The organism is Telluria sp. ZB4P36, assembly GCF_059685865.1.
Map to the genome: position 1 here is coordinate 198,412 of NZ_JCASIE010000003.1, position 26,882 is coordinate 225,293.

At 67.0% G+C, this 26,882-nt stretch carries 22 protein-coding genes; 11 read left to right on the plus strand and 11 right to left on the minus strand.

The genetic code is table 11. The annotated features are described in order from the left end of the window. Positions 1–56 precede the first annotated feature (56 nt). Both AC56LK_RS06130 and AC56LK_RS06135 read left to right on the plus strand, forming a co-directional pair. A complete protein-coding gene (locus tag AC56LK_RS06130) occupies positions 57–2,423 on the plus strand; it encodes a S9 family peptidase (protein ID WP_497183680.1) in 2,367 nt (788 codons plus the stop codon). A 109-nt stretch (positions 2,424–2,532) separates the two neighbouring features. After that, complete coding sequence (locus AC56LK_RS06135) at positions 2,533–4,707, plus strand: hypothetical protein (protein WP_497183681.1); 2,175 nt, start codon at positions 2,533–2,535, stop codon at positions 4,705–4,707. Positions 4,708–4,710: 3 nt separating this feature from the next. Here the strand turns inward: AC56LK_RS06135 and AC56LK_RS06140 are convergent, their stop codons facing one another. Next, a complete protein-coding gene (locus tag AC56LK_RS06140) occupies positions 4,711–5,949 on the minus strand; it encodes a M20/M25/M40 family metallo-hydrolase (RefSeq protein WP_497183682.1) in 1,239 nt (412 codons plus the stop codon). Further along, positions 5,949–7,184 carry a urate hydroxylase PuuD gene (locus AC56LK_RS06145; RefSeq protein ID WP_497183683.1) on the minus strand — a complete coding sequence of 412 codons (1,236 nt, stop codon included), beginning with the start codon at positions 7,182–7,184 and terminating at the stop codon, positions 5,949–5,951. Before AC56LK_RS06145 ends, AC56LK_RS06140 begins: the two co-directional genes overlap by 1 nt. Before the next feature lie 106 nt (positions 7,185–7,290). Between AC56LK_RS06145 and AC56LK_RS06150 the strand changes: the two genes are divergently transcribed. Next, the gene (locus AC56LK_RS06150; RefSeq protein ID WP_436107294.1) at positions 7,291–8,229 is read left to right on the plus strand and encodes a LysR substrate-binding domain-containing protein; all 939 of its coding nucleotides are present in this window, start codon (positions 7,291–7,293) and stop codon (positions 8,227–8,229) included. Between the two features lie 83 nt (positions 8,230–8,312). Further along, positions 8,313–10,076, plus strand: a complete 1,764-nt coding sequence (locus tag AC56LK_RS06155) for an allantoate amidohydrolase (protein WP_497183947.1) — start codon at positions 8,313–8,315, stop codon at positions 10,074–10,076. On the opposite strand, the gene AC56LK_RS06160 is transcribed toward AC56LK_RS06155, so the two are convergent. From AC56LK_RS06160 to aptA, 9 genes are all read right to left on the minus strand, one after another. Beyond that, positions 10,073–10,564 (minus strand): MgtC/SapB family protein, encoded by a 492-nt coding sequence (locus AC56LK_RS06160; RefSeq protein ID WP_497183684.1) that lies wholly within the window; start codon positions 10,562–10,564, stop codon positions 10,073–10,075. The two genes, AC56LK_RS06155 and AC56LK_RS06160, sit on opposite strands and share 4 nt — an antisense overlap. An 89-nt stretch (positions 10,565–10,653) precedes the next feature. After that, positions 10,654–11,448 carry a LamG domain-containing protein gene (locus AC56LK_RS06165; protein ID WP_497183685.1) on the minus strand — a complete coding sequence of 265 codons (795 nt, stop codon included), beginning with the start codon at positions 11,446–11,448 and terminating at the stop codon, positions 10,654–10,656. Positions 11,449–11,596: 148 nt separating this feature from the next. Then, a complete protein-coding gene (locus tag AC56LK_RS06170) occupies positions 11,597–12,835 on the minus strand; it encodes a Zn-dependent hydrolase (RefSeq protein ID WP_497183686.1) in 1,239 nt (412 codons plus the stop codon). An 11-nt stretch (positions 12,836–12,846) separates the two neighbouring features. Further along, positions 12,847–14,238 carry a dihydropyrimidinase gene (gene hydA / locus AC56LK_RS06175; protein WP_497183687.1) on the minus strand — a complete coding sequence of 464 codons (1,392 nt, stop codon included), beginning with the start codon at positions 14,236–14,238 and terminating at the stop codon, positions 12,847–12,849. Positions 14,239–14,252: 14 nt separating this feature from the next. Next, positions 14,253–15,743: an NCS1 family nucleobase:cation symporter-1 gene (locus tag AC56LK_RS06180; RefSeq protein ID WP_497183688.1), complete on the minus strand. Its 1,491-nt coding sequence runs from the start codon at positions 15,741–15,743 to the stop codon at positions 14,253–14,255. Positions 15,744–15,814: 71 nt separating this feature from the next. Further along, complete coding sequence (gene preA, locus AC56LK_RS06185; protein WP_497183689.1) at positions 15,815–17,095, minus strand: NAD-dependent dihydropyrimidine dehydrogenase subunit PreA; 1,281 nt, start codon at positions 17,093–17,095, stop codon at positions 15,815–15,817. Then, entirely contained in the window at positions 17,083–18,459 is a 1,377-nt protein-coding gene (locus AC56LK_RS06190) for an NAD(P)-dependent oxidoreductase (RefSeq protein ID WP_497183690.1), read from the minus strand. Before AC56LK_RS06190 ends, preA begins: the two co-directional genes overlap by 13 nt. 31 nt (positions 18,460–18,490) lie before the next feature. Then, a complete protein-coding gene (locus AC56LK_RS06195; protein WP_497183691.1) occupies positions 18,491–19,984 on the minus strand; it encodes a CoA-acylating methylmalonate-semialdehyde dehydrogenase in 1,494 nt (497 codons plus the stop codon). Positions 19,985–19,988: 4 nt separating this feature from the next. Further along, positions 19,989–21,305, minus strand: a complete 1,317-nt coding sequence (gene aptA, locus AC56LK_RS06200) for an omega-aminotransferase AptA (protein ID WP_497183692.1) — start codon at positions 21,303–21,305, stop codon at positions 19,989–19,991. Positions 21,306–21,532: 227 nt separating this feature from the next. Here aptA and AC56LK_RS06205 point away from each other — a divergent pair, with 227 nt between their 5' ends. The 7 genes from AC56LK_RS06205 (at position 21,533) to AC56LK_RS06235 (ending at position 26,872) form a co-directional block, all read left to right on the plus strand. Beyond that, positions 21,533–22,960: an aminotransferase-like domain-containing protein gene (locus tag AC56LK_RS06205; protein ID WP_497183693.1), complete on the plus strand. Its 1,428-nt coding sequence runs from the start codon at positions 21,533–21,535 to the stop codon at positions 22,958–22,960. Positions 22,961–22,967: 7 nt separating this feature from the next. Continuing rightward, positions 22,968–23,600 carry a TetR/AcrR family transcriptional regulator gene (locus tag AC56LK_RS06210; RefSeq protein WP_497183694.1) on the plus strand — a complete coding sequence of 211 codons (633 nt, stop codon included), beginning with the start codon at positions 22,968–22,970 and terminating at the stop codon, positions 23,598–23,600. A 27-nt stretch (positions 23,601–23,627) separates the two neighbouring features. Continuing rightward, positions 23,628–24,191 (plus strand): GNAT family N-acetyltransferase, encoded by a 564-nt coding sequence (locus AC56LK_RS06215; RefSeq protein ID WP_497183695.1) that lies wholly within the window; start codon positions 23,628–23,630, stop codon positions 24,189–24,191. A gap of 11 nt (positions 24,192–24,202) precedes the next feature. Beyond that, on the plus strand, positions 24,203–24,826 hold the full coding sequence (locus tag AC56LK_RS06220) for an energy transducer TonB (protein ID WP_497183696.1): 624 nt from the start codon (positions 24,203–24,205) through the stop codon (positions 24,824–24,826). A 130-nt stretch (positions 24,827–24,956) separates the two neighbouring features. Continuing rightward, on the plus strand, positions 24,957–25,208 hold the full coding sequence (locus AC56LK_RS06225) for a hypothetical protein (RefSeq protein ID WP_436107307.1): 252 nt from the start codon (positions 24,957–24,959) through the stop codon (positions 25,206–25,208). A gap of 3 nt (positions 25,209–25,211) precedes the next feature. After that, a complete protein-coding gene (locus AC56LK_RS06230; protein WP_497183697.1) occupies positions 25,212–26,111 on the plus strand; it encodes a sensor histidine kinase in 900 nt (299 codons plus the stop codon). Beyond that, positions 26,111–26,872 (plus strand): LytR/AlgR family response regulator transcription factor, encoded by a 762-nt coding sequence (locus AC56LK_RS06235; RefSeq protein ID WP_497183698.1) that lies wholly within the window; start codon positions 26,111–26,113, stop codon positions 26,870–26,872. Before AC56LK_RS06230 ends, AC56LK_RS06235 begins: the two co-directional genes overlap by 1 nt. The last annotated feature ends 10 nt before the right edge of the window (positions 26,873–26,882 follow it).

Below are 26,882 nucleotides of genomic sequence, written 5' to 3' on the forward strand. Positions count from 1 at the left end.
GCAAATCGCATTTTTGGCTAGAAAGCCAAACCTTTCAATCAGCTATCCACGACACGATGCGACCACCTGTTATCACGATCTTTGCGGCCCTGCTGGTGCTGCCAGCGCTGCCGGCCGCGGCCTCCACGCCCATCACCCTCGACCAGGCCATGGCCCACCCCGACTGGATCGGCACCCCGGTGGAAACCGCCTGGTGGAGCTGGGACAGCAAGCAGGTGTTCTACAAGCAGAAGCGCAGCGGTTCGCCGATCCGCGACACCTGGCAGGTGGTGCAGGGCGGACAGCCGAAGCTGGTGGGCGATGCCGAAGGCGCGAAGATCGATGGCGCCGACGTCGTCTACAACCCGGCCCAGACCCGCGCCCTGATGCTGCGTAACGGCGACCTGTTCGAGCGCGACCTGAGGAGCGGCGCGCTGGTGCAGATCACGCGCGGCGCCAGCAGGCTCGAAGCACCGCAGTATTCGAGCGACGAACGCAGCGTCCACTACCGCATCGGCACCGACTGGTACGGCTGGGACCGCGCCACCAGGGTGGTCGGCCCGGTCGCGCTGCCGCGCGCCGCCAAGGATCCGGCGGTGAACGAGGAAGACGCGCTGCGCGACCAGCAGCTGCGCCTGATCGCCACCCTGAAGCGCCAGAAGGACGAGCGCGATGCGCTGCGCGAGCGCATGAACGAGCAGCGCCGCTTCGACCCGACCCTGCCCCCGGCGCCGGTCTACCTGGGCGACAAGGTCGCGATCGAGAGCAGCGTGCTGTCCCCGGACGGCCGCTGGCTGCTGGTCGTGACCGCGCCGAAGAACGGCGACAAGGGCCGCGTCGGCAAGATGCCGCGCTACGTGACCGAGTCGGGCTACGAAGAATTCGACGACCAGCGCACCCGCGTCGGACGCAACATGCCGGCGCCTCATGCACTGAAGCTGGTCGACCTGCGCACCAACAAGGTGCAGGACCTGTCCTTCGACGTACTGCCGGGGATCACGACCGATCCGCTGGCCGAGCTGCGCGCCGCCGCCAAGAAGGAGCCGCTGAAGGGCAACCGCCCGGTGCGCGTGATCGACGGCGCCGATGCGATCGAATGGTCGGCCAACGGCGCCAACGTCGCCGTCATGCTGCGCTCGGTCGACAACAAGGACCGCTGGATCGCCACCGTCGACCTGGCGGGCGCCAGGCTCAAGCCGCTGCACCGCCTGACCGAGCAGGCCTGGATCAACTACGACAACAACGAATTCGGCTGGCTGCCGGACAACCGCACCCTGTGGTACCTGTCCGAGGAAAGCGGCTATTCGCACCTCTACACCCAGCCTGCCGAAGGCGGAGCCCAGCGCGCCCTCACCTCGGGCAAGTGGGAAGCCTCGGACGTGCGCTGGTCGCATGACGGCAGCGTCGCCTGGGTGATGTGCAACCGCGCCACCCCGGGTGACTACGAAGTCTGCGCCGTCGACGCGAAGACCGGCGCGATCCGCGAAGTGACCAGCCTGGACGGCGTCGAGCGCTTCCGCCTGTCGCCGGACGAGCGCAAGCTGCTGGTACACTGGTCGAGCAGCTATACCCCGGTGCAGATCGCCACGGTGCCGGCAAGCGGCGGCGCGGCCGTCAAGCTGACCGATACCCGCACCGCCGAATTCAAGGCGCGCCAGTGGATCGAGCCGCAGTACGTGGCGGTGCCCTCGAGCGATGGCGGCGACCCGGTCTGGGCCAAGCTGTACCGACCGGCCCAGCTCGACCCGAACAGGAAGTACCCGGTCGTGATGTTCGTGCACGGCGCCGGCTACCTGCAGAACGTCAGCAAGCGCTACCCGAACTACTTCCGCGAGCAGATGTTCCACAACCTGCTGGTCCAGAAGGGCTACGTCGTGCTCGACATGGACTACCGCGCCTCGAAGGGCTACGGCAGCAAGTGGCGCACCGCGATCTACCGCCAGATGGGTCATCCGGAACTGGTGGACTACATCGACGGCGTGAACTACATGGTGTCCAGGCACCAGGGCGACGCGAAAAACGTCGGCATCTACGGCGGCAGCTACGGCGGCTTCATGGCCTTCATGGGCATGATGCGCGCGCCGGAAACCTTCAAGGCAGGCGCCGCACTGCGTCCGGTGACCGACTGGGTGACCTACAACCACGAGTACACCGCCAACATCCTGAACACGCCGGACATCGATCCGCAGGCCTACAAGATCTCGTCGCCGATCGAGTACGCCGACAAGCTGCAGGGCCACCTGCTGATCGCCCACGGCATGATCGACGACAACGTGTTCTACCAGGACTCGGTGCGCATGGCCCAGCGCCTGATCGAGCTGAAGAAGGATAACTGGGAACTGGCCAGCTACCCGCTGGAACGCCACGCCTACGTCCAGCCGGAAGCCTGGTACGACCAGTACCGCCGCATCTACCAGCTGTTCGAGCGCACGCTCAAGCAGTAAGCCGAAACAGGGCGCCTCCGGGCGCCCTGTTTGCATCGTGCACGCCTGGCAGCGGCGAAGCATTATGATGAGCGTCCAACGCCGACGTCACGCCTCTCGAGAAGCCGACATGCCCACCTGCCCGTTCAACGCCGCCATCCTGCGCTACATCCCCGCTTCGCTCCTGCTGTGCGGCGCCCTCCAGGCTTCGGCCCAGACCTTCAGCGGCCTGCCGGCCGGCGGAGGGCTGGATGCACGCAAGGTGGTCGAAACACGTTACGGCGCCAGCGGCGTCGCCGGTCCGAGCGCCCCTATCCAGAAGATCGACGGCAGCCTCGTCACGCTGATGGTGGAGAACGTGGCCGGCGCCACGGCCGGTGAAACCGTTCCACTGAGCTTCGGGCAGGTCTTCGCGCCGGGCGAGCTCCCCCGCGGCCGCAGCCTGCAAGGCAAGACCGCATCCGGCACCCTGCCGCTGCAGCTGGACGTCAAGGCCGTCCACGCCGATGGGTCGGTCCGCCATGCGGTGATCTCCACGCTGCTGCCCCGCCCGGAAAAGCGCAAACCCCTGGCACTGGGCCTGATCGTCGCCGCCTCCGGGCTCCCTGCGCCGGACGGCGCAGCCGCTACGCCGAAGCCGGCGGCCACGGCGACGGTCTCCGCCACGATCGACGGCACGCGCTACAGCGCTTCGCTGGGCCGCGCGCCGGACAGCAGGGGCGGATGGCTGGCCGGACCGATCGCCAACGAATGGCATGCCAGCCTTCCGCTGCGCAGCGCCGCGGGCGAGGAGCACCCGCATCTGGCAGTGCGCTTCGCCCTGCGCACCTATCCCGGCGCAGCGCGCGCCCGCGTGGATGTCACGGTGGAGAACAACTGGGCTTACGAGCCCGGCCCGCGCAACTTCGGCTACGATGCCGAGATCATCGTCGACGGCAAGCCGGTCTTCACCAAGCCGGGCCTGCTCCATTATCACCATGCGCGCTGGCGCAAGGTGTTCTGGATTGGCGGCGACCCGGGAATCGAGGTGCATCCCGACATGCGCCACCTGATCGCCAGCGGCGCCGTTCCGAACTATGATCCGTCCCTGCAGGCGGCCGAACCGGCGCTGGCCGAACTGCAGACGCTGTGGCAGGGAGAACGCATCGAACCGATGGGCACCGGCGCGGCCATGCCCTATATGCCGACCACGGGCGGCCGCCCGGACATCGGCCTGCTGCCAGGCTGGGCCGCCCTGTACGTGCTCAGCGCCGATGCGCGTGCCCGGCGGGTGACGCTGGGCACCGGCGATCTCGCGGGCAGCTATCCGATGCACTACCGCGACAAGCGCACCGGGCGTCCGATCAGCCTGCTCGACTTTCCTTACATGACGGTGCTGCCGGGCCGTGGCGAAACCCGCAATCCCGTCACGGGAAAGCTCGAGGCCTTCCCGCTGTGCGCCGCCTCCGACGCCTGCAAATCGCCCAACGCCGAAGACCGCGCGCACCAGCCCTCGCTGGCCTACCTGCCCTACCTGCTGACCGGCGACCATTACTACCTCGAAGAGCTGCAGTTCTGGGCGATGTACAGCGTGTTCTGGTCGAACCCGCCCTACCGCGAATACGCCAAGGGCTTGCTGAAGACCGACCAGTTGCGCGGCTCGGCCTGGGCCTTGCGGACGCTGGCCCATGCGGCCTGGATCACCCCGGATGGCGACCTCCTGAAACGCCATTTCCTGAAGCTGCTGGACAATAACCTGGACTGGTACAACACCCATTACACCCGCGATCCGCGCGCGAACAAGCTGGGCGTCATCGTCGATGGCGCGATGGCCTACGACAACGGGATCGGACTGGCGCCATGGCAGGACGATTTCTTCACCTCGGCCGTCGGCCATGTCGCCGACCTCGGATTCGAGAAAGCGCGGCCGCTGCTGGCCTGGAAGGCAAGCTTCCCGGTGGCGCGCATGATGGGCCCGGGTTACTGCTGGATCGAGGCCGCGGCCTACAAGATGCAGGTGCGCGACAGCGAGGCCACGCCGCTGTACGACAGCATCGGGAAAGTCTATCGCGCGAACCACACGCCGGAATTCGCCGCCCTGCCCTGCGCCGGCCCCGAGATGGCGGCTGCGCTGAAGCTCAAGCCGGGCGAAATGAACGGTACCGCGCACAGCCCGACAGGACAGCCGGCGAACCTGCAGCCGGCGCTGGCCTACGCGGCCGGCGTCGCCGGGGAACCCGGCCGCAAGGCCTGGGAACGCTTCATGGCGCGCAACGTCAAGCCCGACTACAGCATGGCTCCGCAGTTTGCGATCGTGCCGCGCTAGGGCTTACCCGGCCCCAAGGAAGTCAAGAAGGGTAAGCGCCACCACCTTGGTGGCCTTGCGCAAGTCGTCCAGCTGCACATGCTCGTCGGCCTTCTTGGCGTTCGATTCCGGCACGCTGCGCGGGCCGGCGCCGTACAGCACCGCCGGGATGCCGCGCTCGCCGTACAGGCGCGCATCCGCATACAGCGGCGTGCCCTGGGCCGTGATGTCTTCGCCGAGGATGGCGCGGCCGTGGCGCTGCAGGCTCGCCACCAGCTTCCCGGAGCCTGGCAGCGGGCGCAGCGCATGCGACAGCAGCAGGCGCCGGATCTCGAGCCGGATGCCGGGCATGCCGGCCACCGCTTCTTCGATGAGGGCGCGCAGCTGCGCTTCGACCGCCACCGGATCTTCTTCCGGAATCATGCGGCGGTCCATCTTCATGACCACCTTGCCCGGCACCACATTGGTATTGGTGCCGCCGTCGATGCGGCCCACCAGCATGGTGGGCGAGTCGATGCCCGGGACGCTCGATGTGATCTTTTTGAGCGCCGGCAGCTGGCCGTAGATCGCGTTCAGGATGCGGGTGGCGGCCTGCAGCGCGTCCACCGCCAGCTCCGGCATGGCGCCGTGGCCGGCCTTGCCGTGTACCGTGATCTCGAGCTGCAGGCAGGCGTTGTGCGCGGTGACGATGTTATAGCTGAAGCCGGCCGCGATCACGTAGTCGGGACGGGTCAGGCCTTGCGCCAGCAGCCAGCCCGGGCCGAGCAGGCCGCCGAATTCCTCGTCATAGGTGAAGTGCAGCTCGAGCGCGCCCTTGAGCGGCACGCCCAGCGCTTCCAGCGCGCGTACCGCGAACACATAGGTGGCGAAGTCGCTCTTCGAGACCGCCGCGGCGCGGCCGTAGATGGCGCCCCCGTGGATCTCGGCGCCGTAGGGCGGCTTGCTCCAGCCCTCGCCCGGCGGCACCACGTCGCCGTGGGCATTCAGCGCCAGCGTCGGGCCGCCGTCGCCGTAGGGGCGGCGCACGATCAGGTTGGTGATGCTCTCCATGCCGTAGTCGCGTACTTCCTGTGCCGGCACGGCGTGCTTCTCGGCCTTCCACCCATATTGCGCCAGCATGCCGGCCACCGCTTCCGCGTGCGGCGCGTTGTTCCCCGGCGGCGTGTCGGTCGGGATGCGGATTACCTGCTGCAGAAAGCCGACTTCCTCGTCGAAGTGGGCGTCGATCCATTCCAGGAGCTGCTGCTGGCGTTGCTTGTCCATTACTTTTGTCCGGTTTTGGCGCCGGCTTCGAACCAGGCGCCGACCTGCGCCCGTTCGGCATCGGTCATGTTGGTGAGGTTCGCCAGCGGCATGGCCTTCATCTGCACCGTCTGCTGGTAGATGCGCTGCGCGTTCTGGCTCACGAGTTCGGGGGTGTGCAGCATCACGCCGGCCGGCGCGGTGGCGAAACCTGGCTGGGTCGGCTGCTGCGCATGGCAGGACACGCAGCGCTGGTCGATGATGGCACCTACCCGGGCGAAGCGCGCGGCATCGTCGGCGCCGGCGCCGGCCCTGGCCTGGACCGGCGCCTTCGGCGCAATCGCGACGGCCAGGGCCAGCAGCAAGGCCACGCCCGCCGCCGGGTACTTCCACTCGACGCGTCCCTTGTGGCGCAGGTTGAAGAAGTGGCGGATCAGCACGCCCGCCGCCATGATCACGCCCAGCACCGCCCACGCGTATTCGTGGCGGTAGGTCATCGCGTAGTGATTGCTGATCATGATGAACAGCACCGGCAAGGTGAAGTAATTGTTGTGGACGCTGCGCTGCTTGGCCTTGATGCCGTGCACCGGGTCCGGCTTCTGGCCCGCCATCATCGCGTTCACCATCTTGCGCTGGCCCGGGATGATCAGCATCGCCACGTTCGCCACCATCATGGTGCCGATCATCGCGCCCACGTGCAGGTAGGCCGCGCGGCCGCTGAGCAAATGGGTCAGCACGTAGCTGCTGGCGACCAGGAAGGCGAAGATCACGAGGCCGAAGGCCAGGTCGTGTTTGCCCAAAGGCGAGCGGCACAGCAGGTCGTAGACGATCCAGCCGACCACCAGGCTGGCCAGGCCGATGCCCACCGCTTGCCAGCTGCCGAGGTCGGCGACGCTACGGTCGACCATCATCGCCTGCGCATTCAGGTAATAGACGATGACGAGCAGCGCGAAGCCGGAGATCCAGGTGGAATAGGCTTCCCACTTGAACCAGTGGAGTTCCTTGGGCAGCTCGGCGGGCGCCACCAGGTATTTCTGCGGGTTGTAGAAGCCGCCGCCGTGCACCGCCCACAGCTCGCCGGCCACGCCCTTCCTGGCCAGTTCGGAGCCGGGGGCCGGCGGCCGGATCGTGTTGTCGAGCCAGACGAAGTAGAACGAGGCGCCGATCCAGGCGATGCCGGTGATGATGTGCAGCCAGCGCACCAGCATGTTGAACCATTCGAGGGCATACGGGCCCAGATAGCCGAAAACGTCCATGGGGCTTCCTTGATGTCTATCCCTCGACAATAGCCTGATTTCAATTTCTGTAACATGAAATTTAGCGTATATTCGACATAGCCGAATTGATATACACACGATACCGATGGCCAGCCTGCCCCAGCACCTCGACCTGCACCTGATCCGCATCCTCTACCTGCTGCTGCAGGAGAAGAACGTCTCGCGCGTGGCGCTCAAGCTGAACCAGCCGCAGCCCTCGATCTCGGCCTCGCTGCGCAAGCTGCGCGAGCTGACCGGCGATCCGCTGCTGGTGCGCGGCGCGCGCGGCATGGTGCCGACCCAGCACGGCGAAAGCCTGATGAAGCCGGCCAAGCGCATCCTGGACGAAACCGAGAGCCTGTTCGTGCGCAAGTCGCCCTTCGTGCCGGAGGAAGCGGCGCGCACCTTCCACATCGCCGCGCCGGACTACCTCGACACCCAGTTCCTGCCGGGGGTGGTGGCCTCGCTGCGGCGCGGTTCGCCCAACAGCAAGGTGGTGATCCACAGCCTGGGGCCGGGCCTGGACTACCTGCGCATGCTGTCCGACGGCGAGATGGACCTGGTGATCGCCAACTGGGACGAACCGCCCGCCCACCTGCACATGTCGAAGCTGTTCGAAGACCCGATCACCTGCACCATGCGCGCCGACAGCCCCTATGCGCGGCGTACGGCCAGCGACGCGATGACGGTCGAGGACTACCTGTCGCTGCCGCACGTGGCGCCCTCGCAGATGCTGCCGGGTTACCACGGCGTGATCGACGCCCACCTCGACCGCCTGGGGCTGCAGCGCAAGGTGGCGGTCGAGTCGCCCTATTTCGGCGTGATCCCCTACATGCTGACCCAGACCGACCTGGTGCTGACCACCGGCCGCCAGTTCATCCGCTTCTACGAGCGCACGCTGCCGCTCAAGAGCTTCACGGTGCCGATCAAGTTTCCGCCGATGCGCTTCTACCAGCTGTGGCACCAGCGGGTGCACCAGTCGACCGAGCACAAGTGGCTGCGCGACCAGGTGAGCGCGGCCGCGCGCGCACTCGCAGTCAAGTAACAATACCGCTTATGCGCACCCGCGTATAAGCTGGATGGCTTGCAGGATTTATCATCATTGATTCCAATGAGGCGATGCATACCATGACCACCCTGCCGGACCTGAACAGCCTAGCGCCAGCCGACTTCGTCGAGGCCCTGCGCGGCATCTACGAACACTCTCCCTGGATCGCGGAACGCGCCGCCGGCCTGCGTCCTTTCGCCAGCATCGCCGCCCTCAAGCAGGCCTTGCAGACGGTCGTCACCCGGGCCACGCCAGACGAGCAGCTCGCCCTGCTGCGCGCCCACCCCGAGCTGGCGGGCAAGGCGGCGATCGCCGGCGAACTGACGGCCGAATCGACCGGCGAGCAGGCGGCCTCCGGGCTGGACCGCTGCAGCCCGGAAGAATTCGCCCTGCTGCAGGCGCTGAACGCGCAGTACAAGGAGAAATTCGGCTTTCCCTTCATCCTGGCGGTGAAGGGTCCGACGGGCCGCGGCCTGAGCCGCGCCGCCATCATCGCGACTTTCTCGCGCCGCCTGAAAAACAGCCGCGGCGACGAGATGGCCGAGTGCCTGCGCCAGGTGCACCGCATTGCGGAAATCCGCCTCAACGCCCTGCTGAGCGTGCAGCACGCCTTCGGGCCGCAGGTCATGGACTGGGCCGAAACGCTAGGCGCAGTCAATGACAACTTCAGCGACAGCGAAGACGGGCTGACCTGCGCCTACATGACGCCGGCCCACCAGCGCACGGCAAGCCAGCTGCGCGACTGGATGATCGAGGCCGGCATGGAAGCGCACATCGACGCGGTCGGCAATGTGGTCGGGCGCTATGCCGCCGTCCAGCCGGATGCGAAGACGCTCCTCACCGGCTCGCATTACGACACCGTCCGCAATGGCGGCAAGTACGACGGCCGGCTCGGCGTCCTGCTGCCGATCGCCCTGGTGCGCCACCTGAACACACGCGGCGAACGCCTGCCCTTCCACCTCGAGGTCATCGGTTTCGCGGAAGAGGAAGGCGTACGCTTTCGCAGCACTTTCCTGGGCAGCAGCGCGCTCACCGGCCGCTTCGATCCGGCCCTGCTGGACCAGCAGGACAGCGCGGGCCTGAGCATGCGCGCGGCCCTGGCCGCCGCCGGCCACGATCCGTCGGCGATTCCCGGCCTGGCACGCGATCCGGCAACGCTGCTGGGCTTTGTCGAAGTGCACATCGAACAGGGCCCGGTGCTGCTCGAACGCGGGCTGCCGGTCGGCGTGGTGACGGCGATCGCCGGCAGCTCGCGCTACCTGGTCGAGCTGTCGGGCGTGGCCAGCCATGCCGGCACCACGCCGATGGACATGCGCCGCGACGCCGCCGCTGCGGCCGCCGAGATCGTGCTGCTGGTCGAGCGGCGCTGCAGCGGACGCGGTTCGCTGGTGGGCACGGTCGGCCAGCTCGAGGTACCGTCCGGCTCGGTCAACGTGATACCCGGCCAGTGCCGGCTGTCGCTCGACATCCGCGCCGCCAGCGACGAGGAACGCCTGGCGGCGGTGGACGAGATCCTGGCCGGTGTCAGCGCCATCTGCGCGCGCCGCGGCATCGAGGAAAAGCTGTGGAAGCTGCTGGAAGCGGATGCCGCGCCCTGCGCGCCGCGGCTGATGGACCTGCTGGGCGCGGCCGTCGAGACGAGCGGCCTGGCGCGCTTCGACCTGCTGTCGGGCGCCGGGCACGATGCCATGGAGATGGCGAAGATCACCGAGGTGGCGATGCTGTTCACGCGCTGCGGCAACGGCGGCATCAGCCACAATCCGCTCGAGACCATGACGGCGGACGATGCGGAGATCGCGGGCGAGGTGCTGCTCGGCTTCCTGCGCACCCTGGCGACCGCTTAATTCTTAGGCTCGGCCTGGTCGCGCTTCGGCGTGATCCGCAAGATCGCCAGGATCACCAGCGCGAACAGGGCGCTCAGCACCGCGGTCGCTTCGCGTCCCATGCCGGCCGCGATGCCGATGGCGGCGGTCAGCCAGACGCTGGCCGCCGTGGTGACGCCTTTGACGTCGTCCTGCTGGTGGTGCTTGAGAATGGCCCCGGCGCCGATGAAGCCGATGCCCGCGGTGACGCCCTGCAGCACGCGCGACAGGTCGCCGATCTGCATCCCCGCCTGCAGCGGGATCAGCACGAACAGTGCGGCGCCGAGCGACACCAGCATGTGGGTGCGCAGGCCGGCCGAGGCGCCGACCGACTCGCGCTCGTAGCCGAGCAGGCCGCCCAGGACGACCGCAACGAGAAGACGCAACACGATGCGCGTGATGTCCTCGACGTTGCCGAGGTCGGAAAATTCCAGCGCGATGGTGCGCCAGCTCCGTTCCAGCCAATCCATGCAGCTCCTCCCGAATCAAGCTGGGGATGATGCCACTTATGCAAGAACGGTGTCGCCCGCCTCAGCCGTAGCTGAGGCGGAGCAGAGCCTCAGGCTTGACGGCGGCGGCGCGCCACCAGGCCTGCGAGACCGGCCAGGCCGAGCAGTGCGATCGACGCTGGTTCAGGCACGGCGTTCGCGTTCTTGATCTCGGCGACCTGGGCGGCAGTCAGGACGCTGTCGAAGACCTGGACGTCCGCAATCGAGCCGGTGAAGAAGTTGTTACCGACCGCGATACCGCCGATGGCAAGCGGGTTCTGCCCGGTGCGCTGCATGCCGATCGAGCGGGTGGCAATGGTGGAGTTGCTCAGTACGCCGTCCAGGTAGAGCGACATGCTGCCGGTGTTCATCTGCCAGGTCGCATTGATCAGGTGCCACTGGTTGTCGTTGACGTTCTTCGCGGTCGTGATCGTGGTATCCGGCCAGCCGATACCGAAACCGACCTTGTTGTTCATGAAGCTCAGGCCCCAGTCGGTCGTCACGCCGCCGCGTTCCGCATCGACCAGGCCCAGGCCCTGGTACCACTGGCCGGCATTCTGCGGACCGACACTGGCGGTCTTCATCCAGAACGACACACTGAAATCACCCGAGATGTTATTCGATGGCACGGCCGTCGAACGCATATACCCGGTGCCATTGAAGACGGCTGCCTTGCCTTCGGCCGCGGCCGGCGCGGTCGCCGCGTACGTGACCGTACCGCTCTGGTTCATGGTCAAAGGCTTCGAGCCGGTGTCCAGGCGATTGTCCTTGAAGACAAAGTGGTCGACAGGAATTGGCGCCGCCATGGCACTGCCCGCAGCAGCGACGAATGCGATACCGGCCAGCAGCGTGGTGATTTTGCTCATTTCCAACTTCCCTTACCTTTAATTAACGATAAGGGTGAGAAAGCAATATTTATGCCAAGAAAATTAAAGTGATTTGAAACAAAGACTTGCCCGAGCCGGTGGGTTTCCTGTCCAGGCAAGTGTAAATATTCTCGACAGGAATACTCGCTCAGTCCGCGATGCCGGCCCGTTCCAGCATCGCATGCAGCAGCACATTGCAGCCCGCCTCCAGGTGCGCCGGCTGGGCATCTTCGATCTCGTTGTGGCTGATCCCGTCCTTGCAGGGCACGAAGATCATGCCCGCCGGCGCGACGCGCGCGGCATAGATGGCGTCGTGGCCGGCGCCCGACACCACGTCCATGGTCGAATAGCCCAGCTTGTCGGTGGCGGCGCGCACGGCATTCACGCAGTCGGGGTGGAAGGGGCATGGCGGGTAGTAGGACACCCGCTCGACCTCGATGCCCAAGCCGCTGTCCTGCCGGGTCTTGGCGACAAAGGCCAGCATCTCCTCATGCATGGTGTTGAGCAGCGCATCGTTCACGTTGCGCAGGTCGATGCTGAACTTCACCTGGCCCGGGATCACGTTGCGGCTGTTCGGGAATACCTGGACCATGCCCACGGTCCCGCGGCCGTAGGGCGGGTAGCGGTTCGCGATCCGCACCACCTCCTGCATGATGGTGGTGGCCACCTGCAGGGCATCGCGGCGCAGGCCCATCGGCGTCGGACCCGCATGCGCTTCCATCCCGGTCACCGTGCAGTCGTACCAGGACAGGCCCATCACGGCCGGCACCACGCCGATCACCTTGTCGGCGTCTTCCAGCACCGGCCCCTGCTCGATGTGGGTCTCGAAATAGGCGCCGATCGGATGCCGGCCCGGCACCTCGTCGCCCAGGTAGCCGATGCGCTCCAGTTCCTCGCGCACGCTCTTGCCTTCCACGTCGCGCGCCGCATAGGCCGTCTCGAGGCTGAAGGCGCCGCAAAACACGCCCGACCCCATCATCACCGGCACGAAGCGCGAGCCCTCCTCGTTGGTCCAGAACGCGACCTCGATCGGCGCCTCGGTCCGGATCTTCATGTCGTTCAGGGTGCGCACCACTTCCAGCCCTGCCAGCACCCCGTAGTTGCCGTCGAACTTGCCGCCGGTCGGCTGGGTGTCGACGTGGCTGCCGGTGACGATCGGGGGCAAGGACGCGTTGCGTCCTTCACGCCGCATGAAGACGTTGCCGATCTGGTCGACCGTGACTTCCAGTCCGGCCTCACGGCCCCACTGCACGACCAGGTCGCGGCCCTGGCGGTCGAGGTCGGTCAGCGCCAGGCGCTTGACGCCGCCCTTCTCGGTGGCGCCGATCGCGGCCAGGTCCATCAGCGACTTCCACAGGCGGTCGCCATCGATATGCAGTTCGTTCATGCGGGTTCTCCTCAGGCTGCGGTGGCGCTAAAGGCGGGACGTTCGACGTAGCGCCCGGCGCCCGCTTCGGCACGCAGCGTACCGCGCTCGAACACCAGCTTGCCGGCGGCCACCGTGTGGGTCGGAACGCCGCGTACCGTGCGGCCTTCGAAGACGTTGAAACCGCCTTTCGAATGCTGGGTCCGGGCCGAGATGGTACGGCTGCCGTTCGGATCCCAGACCACGATGTCGGCATCGGCGCCGGCGGCGATCAGCCCCTTGCGCGGGTACATGTTGAAAATCTGGGCCGCATTGGTCGAGGTGACACGCACGAACTCCATCGGCGTGAGCAGGCCGCTGTTGACGCCGGCGTCCCAGACCACGGCCATGCGCTCTTCCACGCCGCCGCAGCCGTTCGGGATCTTCGTGAAATCGTCCTTGCCGGCCGCCTTCTGCTCGGCGCAGAAGCTGCAGTGGTCGGTCGCCGTGGTGTGCAGGTTCCCGCCCTGCAGGCCCTGCCACAGCGCCTGCTGGTGGTGGCTGCTGCGGAACGGCGGGCTCATGACGTGGGCGCGTGCGAACTCGGGATCGGGGTGGCGGTACACGCTGTCGTCGATGACCAGGTGGCCGGCCAGCGCTTCGCCGTAGACGCGCTGGCCCTTGGCGCGCGCGCGCGTGATGGCTTCCAGCGATTCGGCGCAGGACACGTGCACGATATAGACCGGGGTGCCGAGCACGTTGGCGATCGCGATCGCGCGGTTGGCGGCTTCCGCTTCCACCTCGGGCGGGCGCGAGAGCGGGTGCGCTTCGGCGCCGCGAATGCCCCTGGCCAGCAGCTCCTGCTGCAGCTGGTAGACCAGTTCGCCGTTCTCGGCGTGGACGGTCGGGATCGCGCCCAGTTCGAGGGCGCGGCGGAAGCTTTTCACCAGGGTCTCGTCGTCGGCCATGATCGCGTTCTTGTAGGCCATGAAGTGCTTGAAGCTGTTCACGCCGTGCTCGCGCACCAGCACGCCCATTTCTTCATGCACCGAGGGATCCCACCAGGTGACGGCCACGTGGAAGCTGTAGTCGCCCGCCGACTTCTGCGCCCAGCCGCGCCAGGTATGGAAGGCCTCGAGCAGCGACTGCTTCGGGTCGGGGATCACGAAGTCCATGATGGTGGTCGTGCCGCCCGCCAGGCCGGCCGCGGTGCCGGTGAAGAAATCGTCGGCCGTGACGGTGCCCATGAAGGGCAGCTGCATGTGGGTGTGGGTATCGATCCCGCCCGGCATCACGTACTGGCCGCCGGCGTCGACGACCGCCGCGTTCACGGGGGCCTCCAGGTTCTCGCCCACCGCCGCGATCTTGTCGCCCACGCACAGCACATCGGCGCGGAAGGCACGGTCGGCGTTCACGACGGTACCGCCACGGATCAGAGTCGTCATGCTTTTCCCCTTGTCTAGGATTGGTGTGCTGCCAGGGCTGATTCCACCTGCGTGCGGTGCCCCTTCATCATGGCGCCGTAGACGACTGCCGCAATGGCGACGCCGACGAACCATGCATAGGTATAGATCGTCTTGAACACCTCGCCGACGCCCGGGAAGGAATTCGGGAAGGCGGCGTTCAGGAATCCCGGGATATTCGGCAGCACGCCCAGCACGAAGGCGACGACAGCCGCCATGTTCCAGCCGTTTTTATACGAGTAGATGCCGTCGTCGCGGTACATCTGGCCGACATCGAGTTGGGTCTTGCGAACCAGGTAGTAGTCGACGATCAGGATGCCGGCGATCGGTCCGAGCAGCGCGGAGTAGCCGACCAGCCAGGTGAAGATGTAGTTCTGGGTGGTTTCCAGGATCTTCCAGGGCATCATGACCAGCGCCAGGCCGGCCGTGATGTAGCCGCCCATGCGGTAGCTGATCGCGCGCGGCGCCAGTGCGGAAAAATCGTAGGCCGGGCCGACCAGGTTGGCCGCCAGGTTGACACTGACGGTATCGACCAGCAGCACGATCAGCGCCACCAGCACCGCCGTGCCTTCCATGCGGCTGGCCAGGTCCACCGGGTCCCACAGCGCCTTGCCGTACAGGACCACGGTGGCCGAGGTGACGATCACCGCCAGGGCAGCCAATAGCCCCATCGGCACCGGCAGGCCGACGGTCTGGCCCACGACCTGGTCGCGCTGGGTCTTGGCGAAGCGGGTAAAGTCGGGAATGTTGAGGGCCAGCGTGGCCCAGAAGCCGATCATGGCGGTCAGCGAAGGCCAGAACACCTGCCAGAACTGCCCTTCTTTCGGCCCACCCGGCACAAAGGCCGACGGACGGTCGAGCAGCGGACCGAAGCCGCCGGCGCGCTCGTAGACCCACCACAGCAGCACGAAGCAGATCGCGATCTTCAGCGGCGCGGTCCAGGTCTCGAGCTTGCGGATCGACTCGATGCCGTGCACGATGAAGTAGAGCTGGATCGCCCAGAAGGCCAGGAAGCACAGCAGCTGCGCCAGGTTGATGCCGAGGCCCGCGATCGGCTCGCCGCCGATCGGTGCGCCGTTCATCACGCCCAGCAGGGTGTAGATCATGCTGCCGCCGAACCAGGTCTGGATGCCGTACCAGCCGCAGGCCACGATGGCGCGCATCAAGGCCGGCAGCCTGGCGCCGCTGGTACCGAAGGAGCTGCGCGCCAGCACCGCATACGGGATGCCGTACTTGGTGCCGGCGTGGCCGATCAGGAGCATCGGCACCAGCACGATGGCATTGGCCAGGAAGACCGTCCATACCGCCTGCCAGGACGACATGCCGGATTCGATCAGGCTGGCCGACAGCGTATAGGCGGGAATGCACATCACCATGCCGACCCAGAGCGCGGCGAAGTGGTACCAGCGCCAGGTGCGCTGCGCGGCCGCGGTGGGGGCCAGGTCCTCGTTCCAGAGTTCGGAGCTTGCGTTGTGCTGTGTGGTCACGGTCGGACTCTCCTCGTCGGTTGCAGATTATGCAACCGAGTGTAGCGCAATCGCCGGGGCGGATGCGCGGCTCATACTGCGACCGGCTCCGCCCTTGGATTGCGCGGGTCCTGGGTCCAGTTCATGTAGGGCTTGCCGCTCTCCTGCGGCACCATGGTGATGCAGGCCTCCACCGGGCAGGTGATCTCGCACAGGTTGCAGCCCACGCATTCGTCCTTGATCACCTCGTAGCGGCGGGCGCCCAGCTCATCCACGGCGCGCGAGATCGCCTGGTGCGAGGTGTCCTCGCAGGCCACGTAGCACTTGCCGCACTTGATGCACTTGTCCTGGTCGATCTGGGCGATCACCTGGTAGTTCATGTCCAGGTATTTCCAGTCGGTGGTGTTGCGCACCGCCTTGCCCGAGAAGGCCGCGATGTTCTCGTAGCCCTGGCTGTCCATCCAGCGCGACAGGCCGTCCTTCATCTCTTCGACGATGCGGAAGCCGTGCAGCATCGCGGCCGTGCACACCTGCACGCTGCCGGCGCCCAGCGCGATGAACTCGGCCGCGTCGCGCCAGCTTCCGATGCCGCCGATGCCGGAGATCGGCAGGCCGGCGGTCTGCGGATCGCGCGCGATCTCGGCCACCATGTTCAGCGCGATCGGCTTCACCGCCGACCCGCAATAGCCGCCGTGGGTGCTGGCGCCGCCCACCACCGGGAAAGCCACCATGCGGTCGAGGTCGAGGTGGGTGATCGAGTTGACGGTATTGATCAGCGAGACGGCGTCGGCGCCGCCGGCCAGCGCCGCCCGCGCGGGCTGGCGCACGTCGGTGATGTTCGGCGTGAGCTTGACGATGACCGGCAGGCGCGTGTGCTTCTTGCACCAGGCAGTGACCATCCTGACGTAGTCCGGCACCTGCCCCACCGCGGCACCCATGCCGCGTTCGGGCATGCCGTGCGGGCAGCCGAAGTTCAGTTCGATGCCGTCGGCGCCGGTGGCTTCGACCAGCGGCAGGATTGCGGCCCAGGGCGCTTCCTCGCAGGGCAGCATCAGCGAGACGATCACGGCGCGGTCGGGCCAGTCCTTCTTGACCTGGGTGATCTCGCGCAGGTTGATCTCCAGGCTGCGGTCGGTGATCAGCTCGATGTTGTTGAAGCCGATGACTTCACGGTTCTTGCCGTAGTGGGCCGAATAGCGCGAAGAGACGTTGACCGCCGGCGGATCCTCGCCCAGCGTCTTCCATACCACCCCGCCCCACCCGGCCTCGAAGGCGCGTACGACGTTGTAGGCCTTGTCGGTCGGCGGCGCCGAGGCCAGCCAGAACGGGTTCGGGCTCTTGATGCCGCAGAAATCGATGCTCAGGTCGGCCATGCTGCCTCCGTTTTTGCCTGGATGTCTTGGTGGATGCTGAGTGCGGCCAGCTTGCCGTGCTGGACCGCCTGCACCGTCAGGTCCTGCCCCGGCGCGACGCAGTCGCCGCCCGCGTAGATGCCCGGCAGCGCGGTGCGGAAGCGGCTGTCGATCCCGATGCGCTCGCCCTCGCGCGACAGCTCGCGTGCGAGCGGTTCGTTGAAGTCCTCTTCGCTCATGCCCTGCCCGATGGCCTTGAACACGGCGTCCGCGGCGATCTCGATGAAGCCGCCGGTGCGTACCAGCCGCCCTTCTTCCATGCGGGTCTGCTCGAAGCGCATGCCGGCCACCCGGCCGCTGTCGTCGAGCAGCACCTCGAGCGGCGCGGCCCAGGTGCGGATGCGGACGAAATTCGCCTTGGCGATCTCGATTTCATGGCCTGTTGCGCTCATCGACTCCAGGCCGCGCCGGTACACCAGGGTCACGTCCTCGGCGCCGAGGCGCTTGATCTGCACCGCCATGTCGATGGCGGTGTTGCCGGCGCCGATCACGACCGCGCGGCGCGGCACCGGCAGCGTGGACAGGTCGCCGGCCTGGCGCAGCGCGGCGATGTAGTCGGTCGCCGCCATCAGGCCCGGCGCGTTTTCGCCGGTCAGGCCGAGCGCACGGCTGGCCTGCAAACCGATGCCCAGGAAGACCGCGTCGTAGCGGGTATGCAGTTCGGCCAGGCTCAGGTTCTCGCCCAGCCTGCGGCCGTACTCGACGTGGATGCCGCCGATCGACAGCAGGAAGTCCACTTCGCGCTGGGCGAAGTCGCCCGGCAGCTTGTACTTGGCGATGCCGTATTCGTTCAGGCCGCCCGCCTTGGGACGCGCTTCGTAGACCACCACGTCGTTGCCGAGCATGGCGAGACGGTGGGCACAGGACAGGCCGGCCGGGCCGGCGCCGACCACGGCAATCACCTTGCCGGTAGCCGGAGCGCGCGCGAACGGATGGTGGGTAAAACCGGCATTGTCGATCGCGTAGCGCTGCAGCAGGCCGATGCGCACCGGTTCGCGCTCGGCCGGGTTGTTGCGCACGCAGGAATCCTCGCACAAGATCTCGGTCGGGCACACGCGGGCGCAGCTGCCCCCGAAAATGTTCGCCTTCAGGATGCCGTGGGCGGCGCCGTCGATGTTCCCGTCGTGGATGTTCTTGATGAAGCTGGCGACGTCGATGCCGGTCGGGCAGGCGTTCATGCAGGGTGCGTCGTAACAGTACAGGCAGCGCGCCGCCTCGACGGCGGCCTGGCGTGCGGTCAGCGGCGGGGCCAGGTCGGTGAACTGCGAGGCGAGCTCGCCGTTCGACCCTGCCGCGGGTGGCAGGTGCTGGAGTGATTCGATCATGGGCATCCCTGTTGTGTTGTTGAACCCGGGCTTACTTCATTTGCGGGAAAGCGAACTGCGGCCCGCTGCTGGCCGTATTGGGCCAGCGCTCCATCACCGCCTTGTGGCGGGTATAAAAGCGCACGCCTTCGGGACCGTAGGCGTGGTGGTCGCCGAACAGGCTGCGCTTCCAGCCGCCGAAGCTGTTGAAGGCCATCGGCACCGGCAGCGGCACGTTCACCCCTACCATGCCGACCTCGATCTGGCGCACGAACTCGCGCGCCACGCCGCCATCGCGCGTGAAGATGGCGACGCCGTTGCCGTACTCGTTGGCGTTGATGAGCTCGACCGCGCGCCCCACGTCTGGCAGGCGCACCACGCACAGCACCGGGCCGAAGATCTCTTCCTGATAGATGCTCATGTCGGGCGTGACGTGGTCGAACAGGGTGCCGCCCACGAAGAAGCCATTCGGGCAGCCGTCCACGCGGTAGCCGCGGCCGTCGACCACCAGGGTCGCGCCCTGTTCCACGCCCTGGCCGATCAGGCGTTCGATGCGCTCCTTGGCGGCGCTGGTCACCACCGGCCCCATTTCGGCGCCCTCGGCCATGCCGTCGTCGATTTTCAGTTTGGCGGTGCGCTCGGCCAGTGCCGCCACCAGTTTGTCGCCGGCGTCGCCGATCGCCACCGCGACCGAGATCGCCATGCAGCGCTCGCCGGCCGAGCCGTAGGCGGCGCCGATCAGCGCGTCGACCGCCATGTCCATGTCGGCATCCGGCATCACCACCATGTGGTTCTTGGCGCCGCCCAGGGCCTGCACGCGCTTGCCTTTGGCCGAGCCGCGCGAATAGATGTATTCGGCGATCGGGGTCGAGCCGACGAAACTGATGGCCTGGACGTCGGGATGGTCGAGCAGCGCGTCGACCGCGACCTTGTCGCCCTGGACCACGTTGAACACGCCATCCGGCAGGCCGGCTTCCTTCAGCAGCCGGGCATGCAGCAGCGAGGGCGAAGGGTCGCGTTCCGAGGGCTTCAGCACGAAGGTGTTGCCGCAGGCGATCGCGACCGGGAACATCCACATCGGCACCATCACCGGGAAGTTGAAGGGCGTGATGCCGGCCACCACGCCGAGCGGCTGGCGCATCGACCAGGCATCGATGCCGCGCGCGATCTGGTCGGTGAATTCGCCCTTGAGCATCTGCGGGATGCCGACCGCGAATTCCACCACCTCGATGCCGCGCGCGACTTCGCCCTGGGCGTCGGCGAAAGTCTTGCCGTGCTCGCGCACGACCATGGCCGCGAAGTCGTCGGTGTGCTGCTGGCACAGCTGCAGATACTTGAACAGGACACGGGCGCGCGCCAGCGGCGGCGTGGCCGCCCAGGCCGGGAAGGCCTTCAGGGCGGCGTTGACGGCGGCGTCGATGTCGCGCGGCTCGGCCAGTGCCACCCGCGCGCAGGGCTCGCCGCGCGCCGGATTGTAGACGTCGGCCTGGCGCGTGCCTTCCGCGTGTGCCAGTTGGCCGTTGATGAAATGCGAAATGATGGTCATGTCTCTAGTCCAGGTTTTTCAATACGTCGGCAAGCTTGCCGAACAGTTCGTCGATGTGCTGCTTGTCCAGGATGAGCGGCGGCGACAGCGCGATGATGTCGCCCGTCACGCGGATCAGGATGCCGTCCGCGAAGGCCTTCTTGAAGGCGCTGTAAGCGCGCGCACCCGGCTTGCCGGCGATCGGTTCGAGCTCGATGCCCGCCACCAGGCCGATCGAGCGCAGGTCGATCACGTGCGGCAGGCCGCGCAGCGAATGCAGCGCATCCTCGAAGCAGGACTGCATCGCTGTCGCGTTCTCGATGATGCCCTGCTCGCGGAATACGTCGAGGGTGGCGATCGCGGCGGCGCAGGCGAGCGGGTGGCCCGAGTAGGTGTAGCCGTGGAACAGCTCGATGCCGGCCGGCGCGTCCATGAAGGCGTCGTGGATGAAGCGTTTGGAGAACACGGCGCCCATCGGCACCACGCCGTTGGTCAGGCCTTTCGCCGTGGTCATCATGTCCGGCTCGACGCCGAAGTAATCGCTCGCGAAGGGCGTGCACAGGCGGCCGAAGCCGGTGATGACTTCATCGAAGATCAGCAGGATGCCGTGCTTGTCGCAGATCTCGCGCAGGCGCTTGAGGTAACCCTTGGGCGGCACCAGCACGCCGGTGGAACCGGATACCGGCTCGATGATCACCGCCGCGATCGTCGAGGCGTCATGCAGGGTGACCAGGCGTTCCAGCTCGTCGGCCAGCTCGACGCCGAAGTCCGGTTCGCCGCGCGAAAAGGCATTCTTCAGCAGGTTGTGCGTGTGCGGCAGGTGGTCGACGCCCGGCAGCAGCGGACCGAAGCTCTTGCGGTTGTTGCCGATGCCGCCCACCGACAGGCCGCCGAAGCCGACGCCATGGTAGCCGCGCTCGCGGCCGATCAGGCGCGTGCGCCCGCCTTCGCCGCGCGCCCGGTGGTAGGCCAGCGCCATCTTCAGCGCGGTGTCCACCGCTTCCGAACCGGAATTCGTATAGAACACGTGGCCGAACTTATGGCCGGTGTAGTGCATCAGCTGCTCGGCCAGGTCGAAGGCGGCCGGGTGGCCCATCTGGAAGGTGGGCGCGAAGTCGAGCTGGCCGACCATCTCGCTGACGGCTTGCGTGATGCGCGGCTGGGCGTGGCCGCAGGGCACGCACCAGAGACCGGCGGTGCCGTCGAGCACGCTGTTGCCGTCCACATCCTTGTAATACATCCCCTCAGCCGACACCAGCAGGCGCGGATTGGCCTTGAAGTCGCGGTTATTGGTAAATGGCATCCAGAATGCGGACATCGACTTGGGCATGGACTCGTTCATGCGTCTCTCTCCCCGCCATGGTGGCGAAAATTTTTACCAGTTGGCAAAATATTGATCAATAATAGTCAGCGAGGCAACACCGGCACAGATACACCAAGGGCAAAACCGACCAACCGTACAGGTCACGCGGCCTGTACAGTGATAACCCCGTGACTGGAGTGGTGGCGATGGAAGAAGCTGTTCTGACAGAGATTATTCCTTCTGAAACCTTGCGATTGGCGTCCAGTATGGCATCCGCCAAGGCTTGGCCCCTGCTCGCCATCGACAGGAAGGGACGGGCCAGCCTGGTCGACCAGATCGTCGGCGCTATCTCCGCGATGGTAAACGAGCGCCAGCTCGGTTCCGGTACGAAAATGCCATCGGTTAGACAATTCGCAAAGTGCAATGGCGTCAGCACATTCACCGTGGTGGAAGCCTACGAGCGCCTGCACCAGCTGGGCCTGCTGTCCTCGCGCCGCGGTTCCGGATTCTTCGTCGCACGCAGCCTGCCCCATGCGCCCAGCAGCCCTGGTCCCGCGCAGCCCAGCCTGCAATCCGAGATCGATGCCCTCGCCCCCGATCTGTACAGCGGCCAGGGCGAAGCGCTGCCGGTGGGCGCCGGCTGGCTGCCGCCCGAGTGGTACGGGGAGAACACCATCCTCGACGCCGTGCGCCATGCGATGAAGATCCCGGCCAGCCGCCTGCGCGGCTACGGCCACCCCCTCGGCTTTCCCTCGCTGCGCCAGCACCTGGCGGCCAGCCTCTCCAGCGAGCTGTTCCCCGTCGAGCCCGACCAGGTCTTGCTCACCAATGGCGCCACCCACGCCTTCGACCTGGTGCTGCGCACGCTGACCCGCCCGGGCGACGTGGTAATGGTCGAAGACCCGGGTTACAGCAACCTGCTGGCCCTGGTGCGCCACCACGGCTGCATCCCGGTCGGCATCGCGCGCACCGCGGCCGGCCTCGACCTGGACGAGCTGGCGCGCCAGGCCGCCCTGCTGCATCCCAAGCTCATGTTCGTCAACACGGTGCTTCAGAACCCGCTCGGCACCTCGCTGTCGCCGGCCCAGGCGCACCGCCTGCTGGCGCTGGCCGAGCAGTTCGATTTCTGGCTGGTGGAGGACGACATCTACCGCGAACTGGCCGCGCCCGGCGAAGCCTCGCTGGCGGCGATGGACGGGCTGCGCCGCGTGATCCGGGTCGGCAGCTTTTCCAAGACCCTGTCGCCGGTGCTGCGCGTCGGTTCCCTGTGCGCCTCGCCTTCGCTGGTGCCGGAACTGCTGCGCGTGAAGATGGTCGCGGGCCTGACGACTTCCGAGATCAACGAGCGCGCGGTCTTCCACGCCACCAGCGCGCGCGGCTACCGGCGCGTGGTCGAGCGCCTCGCGGCCCAGCTCGAGGACGCGCGCGAGCGTACCCTGGAGGCCCTGGCCGGCATCGGCATGGCGGCGCTGGCGCGTCCGCGCGGCGGCATGTTCGTCAGCGCCGGCTGGGACGCAGCAACGGCGCCCGGCCGTACCGGCCGGGCCATCGCCGACGCAGCCCTGCGCGCCGGCATCCTGCTGGCGCCGGGCGAATTCTTCACCCAGCGCGAACCGCAGGGCATCTGGTTCCGATTCAATGCCGCCTATGCGGACCACCCGCAACTGCTGGCCTTCCTGCGCGCGCAGCGCTGAGGACACCATGGACATTCATGTTACCGACGGCGCCAAACGGCGCGACCGACTGGAAGGCACGATCCTCGCCGCCGCCACCCGCCTGTTCGCCGAATGCGGCTTCGAAGGCACCAGCATCGCCGCCGTCGCCGAGCAGGCCGGCATCTCGAAGCAGAACCTGCTCTACTACTTCCCGACCAAGCACGGTCTGTACGAACGCGTGCTCGACGACGTGCTCGACGACTGGCTGGCGCGCATGGCCCACCTGGCCGATGCCGGGGCCGAACCGGCCGAGGTGCTGCGCGCGTACGTAGCGGCCAAGCTGCGCTTCTCGCGCGAGCAGCCCTGGGCCTCGCGCGTGTATGCGATGGAAGTCATCGGCGGCGCCAAGTTCTACGGCGAGCAGATCCGCGCCCGCGTGGTGCCGCTGCTGCGCCGCGACATCGAGGTCTTCGAACGCTGGATGGCGGACGGACGCATCGCCCGGGTGGACGCCACCCACCTGCTGTTCGCGCTGTGGGCCATGACGCAGTCGTATGCCGACTTCGCGGCCCAGATGACACTGGTGCTCGGCAAACCCGAACTCACGGGGGAAGATTTCGAGGGCGCCGAACGCCTGATCGGCGACATGGTGGTGCGGGCGGTGGCCGCGGCGGCTTGATGCCGCGCGGGTGTTATCATTTCCGTCATGTCCAGCTATCCCACCCCTATCCTGACGACCGCGCGGCTCACGCTGCGCCCCCTGACACCGGACGATGCGGCAGACCTGTTCGCGGTGTTCTCCGACCCGGCCGTGGTGCGTTACTGGAGCGCTGAGCCCTGGACCTCGGTCGCCTTCGCGGAAAACGCCATCGCGCGTGCGCTCGACAGCTACCGGGAACAGTCGGAGGTGCGCTTCGGGATCGAACTCGCCGCCACCGGCGCCATGATCGGCACCGTCAACCTGCACCACTTCTTCCCGCAAAACCGCCGCTGCGAACTGGGCTACGCGCTCGGCAGTCCGCACTGGTGCAAAGGCTATGCCACCGAAGCCCTGCAAGCGGCGCTCGACTACGGCTTCCATGAACTGCGCCTGAACCGCGTCGAAGCCGACATCGATCCACGCAACGGCGCGTCGGCCGCCGTGCTGGAGCGGATGGGGTTTCGCAAGGAAGGCTATATGCCCGAGCGCTGGTTCGTGCATGGCGAGATGGCGGACACGATCAACTACGGCCTGTTGCGCCGCTACTGGGACGCGCGCGCGCGCACCTGAACCGGATACCGATGAGCACCCACGCTGCGCTGTTCGCTACTTTCATGCTGGCCGCCTTCCAACTGCCCAGCGCACTGGCCCAGCCCGACGGGCACATGATGGTCGGCGACACCCTGGTCTATCCCGGCGACGCCGCCTACCCGGCCGGCCTCGCCGCGCGCGGCGTGCAAGGCCGGACGGTGGTGCGCGTGTCGGTGAATGCCGAGGGCAAGGCTGCCGCCGCCGCCATCGGCACCTCCTCGCGCTCGCGTGAACTGGACGATGCGGCACTGGCCCTGGCACGCTCCTATCCCTACCCACCGGCAAGCAAGGGCGCAGCGGGGAGCGAAACCCTGGTCACGATCCGCTTTATCAAGGATCGCCCGTCCGACCTGCCGAAGAAAACCTGCGCGGATTTCAATATCGACAAGGCCTGGTTCAGCGCCACCTTCCCCTGGAAGAGGCCGGGCGACATGGAGGTGGTGAAGGCGCTGCAGGACAGGGTCATCTTTACGCTGCCGGGTCCGCAGCAAATGCCCTACGCGCGCAACAGCAGTGCTGTCGCAGCGGCAGCCGTTGCCGCTTGCGCAACACGGCCCGGCGACACCCTGTTCGCACTGATGCAGCAGGAAGCGGCAAAGCTCCCCCGACAGTAAGACGGCGCCTTCCGCTTATCGCCCCACGCTACCGCCAGAACCGGGATTTCGACCGTTCGTCGGATCACCATGGCGCTGCTGGCGCCGAGGGCCTACAGTGGCGCCATCAACTCAACCGAAGGACACACGCATGAAAACCTCCCGCTTCGATTCGTTCATCGACGACATGAAAGCCATCGGCCGCCAGACCAACCGCGCCGTGCGCTCCGGCGCCCGCAGCCTGGCCGCCCTGTCCTGGCCATCGCTGCTGGCCGTGTCGATCGCCCTGGCACTCGTGCTGAGCATCGTGCCGCTCGCGCTGACCCTGTTCGTCTGCTTCCTGCTGCTGAAATTCGTGGCCGCGGCCCTGTTCGGCCGCCGTCCGGCCCAGATCGTGGAGTAAGCCATGACCGCCGCCCCGATCAACCGTGCAGTCGACTTCGTGCGCGAAGCCGTCAGCGAAGCCAGCGCCCTGTGGTGGAGCTTCTTCGACTGGCTGGCCCTGGTCGAGTGGCGCAAGCTGTACGTAACCTGGTTCATCGTCTTCGTGTTCGGCATCTCCTTCCAGCTGACCGAACCGGCGGTGTGGTTCATCCTGATCTCCTTCGGCGTCAAGGTGCTGGCCGGCGGCAAGCGCCGCGCCGAACTCACCGCCCGCGAAGCCGCCGACAAGGCCAACGTGGCGACCCTGGAGCGCCGCCTGATGGAAGCGCAGATGGCCACGCTGCAGGCCCAGGTCGAACCGCACTTCCTGTTCAATACGCTGGCCCTGATCGGCCAGCTGATCGAGACCGACCCGAAGGAAGCGGCGCGCGTGCATGCGCACCTGATCGAATACCTGCGCTCCTCGCTGCCGCAGATGCGCGCAGGCGGAGGCGGTACGCAGGGCACGCTCGGCAAGCAGGTCGAACTGTCGCGCGCCTACCTGTCCATCATGCAGGCACGCATGAAGGAACGCCTGGCAGTGCGCTTCGAGGTGCCCGATTTCCTCGGCAGCGCGCCCTTCCCGCCGATGATGCTGCAGACCCTGATCGAGAACTCGATCAAGCACGGGCTGGAGCCGAAGGTGGCCGGCGGCACCATCACCATCCGCGCCCACGTCGAAGTCGCCACGCTGCACGTGGACGTGTGCGACGATGGTGTCGGCATCGACCTGCATGCCGACGAAGGCGTGGGCCTGGCCAACATCCGTGAACGGCTCGCGCTCCTGTACGGCAAGGATGCCGAGCTGGTGATCGAGATGCCGCCTGGCGGCGGCGCCTGCGCCTCGATCCGCCTGCCCTACCGCATGACGGAGTTCGACTGATGACCGTGACTGCCCTGATCGCCGACGACGAGGCGCCGATGCGCGACCAGCTGCGCATGCGCCTGCTTGAAGCCTGGCCCGAACTGCGCGTGGTCGCCGAAGCAGCCAACGGTGCCGAGGCGCTGGAGCTGGCCGCGCGGCACAAGCCGGACATCGCCTTCCTCGACATCCGCATGCCGGGCATGGGCGGCATCGATGCCGCCCGCCAGCTCTACGACCGCTGCCACATCGTGTTCGCGACCGCCTACGACCAATATGCGCTGGACGCCTTCGAACAGGGCGCGATCGACTACCTGCTGAAACCGGTGACGCCGGCACGGCTGCAGACCACCTGCGAGCGCCTGCGCGCGCGCCTGCACCGCTCGCCGCAAGACATCGGCGCGCAGCTGGCCGAACTGGGCACGCTGCTGAAGCAAGGGGGAGCGGCCAAGCCGAGCTACCTGCGCTGGATCCAGGCGCAGGTGGGCGGCAGCCTGCGCATGGTCAGCACGCGCGAGATCCTGTTCTTCCAGTCCGACGACAAGTACACCTGCGTCCAGACCGCCACCGCCCAGCTCCTGATCCGCAAGACGCTCAAGGAACTGGCGGACGAGCTGGACCCGGACGAGTTCTGGCGCATCCACCGCTCGACCCTGGTGCGGGTGGATGCGATCGCCGAAGTGGTCCGCGACGTGCGCGGACGGCAGATGCTCAGGCTGCGCGGCTTCCCGGACGAGCTGGAAGTCAGCCGCAATCACGGGCATCTGTTCCAGCAGATGTGACGGGTTTTCC

Coding starts and splice junctions, on each gene's coding strand:
- AC56LK_RS06140 (WP_497183682.1), bottom strand. CDS start 5,949: ATGGACAAGCAACGCCAGCAGCAGCTCCTGGAATGGATCGACGCCCAC.
- AC56LK_RS06235 (WP_497183698.1), top strand. CDS start 26,111: ATGACCGTGACTGCCCTGATCGCCGACGACGAGGCGCCGATGCGCGAC.
- aptA (WP_497183692.1), bottom strand. CDS start 21,305: ATGAACGAGTCCATGCCCAAGTCGATGTCCGCATTCTGGATGCCATTT.
- AC56LK_RS06210 (WP_497183694.1), top strand. CDS start 22,968: ATGGACATTCATGTTACCGACGGCGCCAAACGGCGCGACCGACTGGAA.
- AC56LK_RS06135 (WP_497183681.1), top strand. CDS start 2,533: ATGCCCACCTGCCCGTTCAACGCCGCCATCCTGCGCTACATCCCCGCT.
- AC56LK_RS06150 (WP_436107294.1), top strand. CDS start 7,291: ATGGCCAGCCTGCCCCAGCACCTCGACCTGCACCTGATCCGCATCCTC.
- AC56LK_RS06195 (WP_497183691.1), bottom strand. CDS start 19,984: ATGACCATCATTTCGCATTTCATCAACGGCCAACTGGCACACGCGGAA.
- AC56LK_RS06145 (WP_497183683.1), bottom strand. CDS start 7,184: ATGGACGTTTTCGGCTATCTGGGCCCGTATGCCCTCGAATGGTTCAAC.
- AC56LK_RS06205 (WP_497183693.1), top strand. CDS start 21,533: ATGGCATCCGCCAAGGCTTGGCCCCTGCTCGCCATCGACAGGAAGGGA.
- AC56LK_RS06165 (WP_497183685.1), bottom strand. CDS start 11,448: ATGAGCAAAATCACCACGCTGCTGGCCGGTATCGCATTCGTCGCTGCT.
- AC56LK_RS06160 (WP_497183684.1), bottom strand. CDS start 10,564: ATGGATTGGCTGGAACGGAGCTGGCGCACCATCGCGCTGGAATTTTCC.
- AC56LK_RS06155 (WP_497183947.1), top strand. CDS start 8,313: ATGACCACCCTGCCGGACCTGAACAGCCTAGCGCCAGCCGACTTCGTC.
- AC56LK_RS06230 (WP_497183697.1), top strand. CDS start 25,212: ATGACCGCCGCCCCGATCAACCGTGCAGTCGACTTCGTGCGCGAAGCC.
- AC56LK_RS06220 (WP_497183696.1), top strand. CDS start 24,203: ATGAGCACCCACGCTGCGCTGTTCGCTACTTTCATGCTGGCCGCCTTC.
- AC56LK_RS06225 (WP_436107307.1), top strand. CDS start 24,957: ATGAAAACCTCCCGCTTCGATTCGTTCATCGACGACATGAAAGCCATC.
- AC56LK_RS06170 (WP_497183686.1), bottom strand. CDS start 12,835: ATGAACGAACTGCATATCGATGGCGACCGCCTGTGGAAGTCGCTGATG.
- preA (WP_497183689.1), bottom strand. CDS start 17,095: ATGGCCGACCTGAGCATCGATTTCTGCGGCATCAAGAGCCCGAACCCG.
- AC56LK_RS06130 (WP_497183680.1), top strand. CDS start 57: ATGCGACCACCTGTTATCACGATCTTTGCGGCCCTGCTGGTGCTGCCA.
- hydA (WP_497183687.1), bottom strand. CDS start 14,238: ATGACGACTCTGATCCGTGGCGGTACCGTCGTGAACGCCGACCGTGCC.
- AC56LK_RS06215 (WP_497183695.1), top strand. CDS start 23,628: ATGTCCAGCTATCCCACCCCTATCCTGACGACCGCGCGGCTCACGCTG.
- AC56LK_RS06190 (WP_497183690.1), bottom strand. CDS start 18,459: ATGATCGAATCACTCCAGCACCTGCCACCCGCGGCAGGGTCGAACGGC.